Source organism: Anaerophaga thermohalophila str. Valhall (assembly GCF_000250735.1).
Taxonomy (GTDB): domain Bacteria; phylum Bacteroidota; class Bacteroidia; order Bacteroidales; family Marinilabiliaceae; genus Anaerophaga; species Anaerophaga thermohalophila_A.
In genome coordinates this window covers 1-2,830 of the sequence record NZ_AHZV01000133.1, presented here as the reverse complement: position 1 = coordinate 2,830, position 2,830 = coordinate 1, and the positions used below count along the sequence as shown (strand labels likewise).

The following is a 2,830-nucleotide window of genomic DNA, read 5'->3' as shown; positions in this document are numbered from 1 at the left end:
TTTTCGTAAATGAGTATTTTGGCGGCGAGCGTAACACAGTAAATGGCACTTTATGGACAGACACTAATTAGAAAAACCGCACACAAAAATGGCTTCAAAAAAGTATTACGTGATATGGCTGGGGCATAAAACAGGTATTGTTGACAACTGGGAAGAGTGTAAAAAACGCATCAACGGATATAAAGGGGCCAAATATAAATCCTTTAAAACCCTTGAGGAAGCACAAAAAGCGTACGAATCTCCCTGGAGCGAAAATATTTCCTCGAACAAAAAAAACACTTCACAAAAAAGTCGGAAAAAAATTTCAGTCAACGGCCCTGTTTGGGAGAGTCTGGCTGTCGATGCGGCCTGCAGCGGCAATCCCGGTCCCATGGAATACCGTGGAGTACACGTGAAAACCAACAAGGAATGGTTTCATGCAAAATTCCCACTTGGCACCAATAATATAGGGGAATTTCTTGCTATCGTACATGGTCTGGCCGAGCTGAAACGCAAAAACCTCAATATCCCGGTTTACAGCGATTCATCTATTGCCATCGGATGGGTAAAAAAGAAAAAATGCATAACACAGCTGAAAGATTCTCCAAAAACAGAAAAATTATTTAAAATGATACGCCGTGCCGAAAACTGGCTCCAAAACAACAAATGGTCACAACCCGTTCTGAAATGGGATACTGAAAATTGGGGTGAGATACCGGCCGATTTTGGAAGAAAATAACTAATTCTTTGTGATAAGAGGTAACCGACATCTCACTTTACTTCCGGATTTTCCACCTTCCGAAATAAGATCAATAATCTCGAGACGGGGATTCTTATTTTCAGGCGAAATGAGACTGAGACGTTCTTCAATCAGCTCAATGCTCTCTTCGGATATGTCATTCTTTACATAAACTCCTTTATTCTCAAGGGTCAATTCCAATCCATCATCCTTTTGTTCGTAGTAAATATTGATGCCGGGGCACTGATTGTTCTTAACTTTTCCTTTCGAGAACAATGCATCGATCAGCGGACGAACCAACATTGGCGGTACCAGCAAGTACCGCGACCCTGAAATAACACAGGAATTAACTCCACAATCAATTTTCTGGAAATAACGGCGGCATTGCACTTTAAGGTATTTATTCAGAAGTTCAATTTCTTCTTCAAGAGGAATAAGTTCCATATCCCCGACATCAAGAAGCTTTCTTACCAAATCGGCGATATCGTTTAAATATTCAACGGCTTCATCTTTCTTATCCTCAAGAATATAGTTTTGAACCGATGTCAATACATTGAAAATCAGATGTGGGTTCATCTGAAGCTGATGTATCTTTTGTTGAAGAACCTGTTTTTCTTTCTCCTTTTTCAGAAGGTTACTGCGTCCGTAAAGAAACCAGGCCACAATACCGAGAATAACAATTAAGCCAAGGATAATCAGAATCAGATTTTTCTGGTTATTTCTGGCTTTCATTAAATTAAATTCCTTTTCCATCAAATCTTTCTCCAGCTCATTATCAATCGTTTCTTCAAGATAGGCTTTATTGGAAATGATCAGGGAATCTTTTAATTGCGAATAGGTTTCGAGAACATCAACGGCTTTTTCATAATCTCCTTCCGCTTTCAATGCCTTAAATAAAGAATACAAATTTTTCTGTCTTAAATTATTCCATCCCATGTTCCGGGCGGTTTGTTCAGCCCTTTCATAAAAAACCACCGCAAGGGAATTTCTCCCCTGTTCGTAATATAGATCACCTAAAAGACTGTAAATGTTGATCAGGTAAGATGGCGATGAGTGGGTATTGAAATAGTCGAGTGCTTCTTTCAAATAACGAGCCGATTTTGCATAGTCCTTCTCGTACAAAAATAAGGCTCCGATATTACATTTTACCTTTGCAACACCTTCTGAATCGCCAAGTTCTCTGTATATCCCAATGGCCTGACTATATTTCTCTATCGCCGGATTATTCAAACCCCTTCCGGCAAGATAAATGGCATAATCATTTAAAACTGCTGCAGCATCGGCCAATGAATCCATTTCGAGAAATATATTTAACGAATGATCAAAATACTTTTCAGCACTTTCATACCTGCCGGCCTTGTCCTGCACCAGGGCAATATTGTGAAGACATTGAGCAAAACCATATTCATTCCCGGTTTTTCTTTCATACTCCGACGATTTTAAAAATGCTTCCAGTGCCTCATTGTATCGTTCTTTAAAATACCTGGTAAGTCCTAGATTGTTAAAATAGATGGCCTTTTTTTCAGGCTTCTCAATATCATTCAGGTATTCAATACTTTTTTCATAACAATCACCGGCAATATCAAAATGTCCCTGATAATAAGCCGCTTCTCCTCGAAAATACCATCCGCTCGAAGCAAGTGTGTCATTCCCGGAGTTTTCTGCATAAGTAATCAGTACCCTGGCAAGAGAATCGGCCTTTTCAAGCGAATCCGGCAATAACTTTTTCAGTTTGTCTTCAATCTCAAAAACAAAGAGGGAATCATTTTCTGAAAACGCTTGACTTGTGCACCCCAGAATAAAAAAGCAGAAAACCAGAAACGAAAATTTTTGACCTTTCTTCATGCTTCAAAACACTAATAAAACTGACATATCTCACATTCGTCTCACAAAACTAAGGAATTATCCCATTTTAAAGCAATTTAAACCGGTAAAAACCGTCCTGTATCAGAAGTATATGGTTAATTGTGCTTGTCCATAAAGTCAATAGTCAGGTGAAAAACCTACACGCAGAAACCTAATGACGCAAGGTTTTATTATGAGAGAGTTGTGGCTTGCGTCATTAATTGTGTAAATAAATAATTACCAGACAACTGTAAAAGTTTAACGGAG

The 2,830-nt window shown here is 38.8% G+C and carries 2 protein-coding genes; one reads left to right on the top strand and one right to left on the bottom strand.

The window, feature by feature from the left end; all coding sequences use genetic code 11:
- Positions 1–88 precede the first annotated feature (88 nt).
- Positions 89–718: a ribonuclease H1 domain-containing protein gene (locus OQ5_RS0107215; protein ID WP_016776839.1), complete on the top strand. Its 630-nt coding sequence runs from the start codon at positions 89–91 to the stop codon at positions 716–718.
- On the opposite strand, the gene OQ5_RS0107210 is transcribed toward OQ5_RS0107215, so the two are convergent.
- Positions 719–2,563 (bottom strand): tetratricopeptide repeat protein, encoded by a 1,845-nt coding sequence (locus OQ5_RS0107210; protein WP_016776838.1) that lies wholly within the window; start codon positions 2,561–2,563, stop codon positions 719–721.
- Between the last annotated feature and the right edge of the window lie 267 nt (positions 2,564–2,830).

Bases quoted from the DNA above. Each gene is read 5' to 3' on its own strand.
- OQ5_RS0107215 (WP_016776839.1), top strand. From the start codon at position 89: ATGGCTTCAAAAAAGTATTACGTGATATGGCTGGGGCATAAAACAGGT.
- OQ5_RS0107210 (WP_016776838.1), bottom strand. From the start codon at position 2,563: ATGAAGAAAGGTCAAAAATTTTCGTTTCTGGTTTTCTGCTTTTTTATT.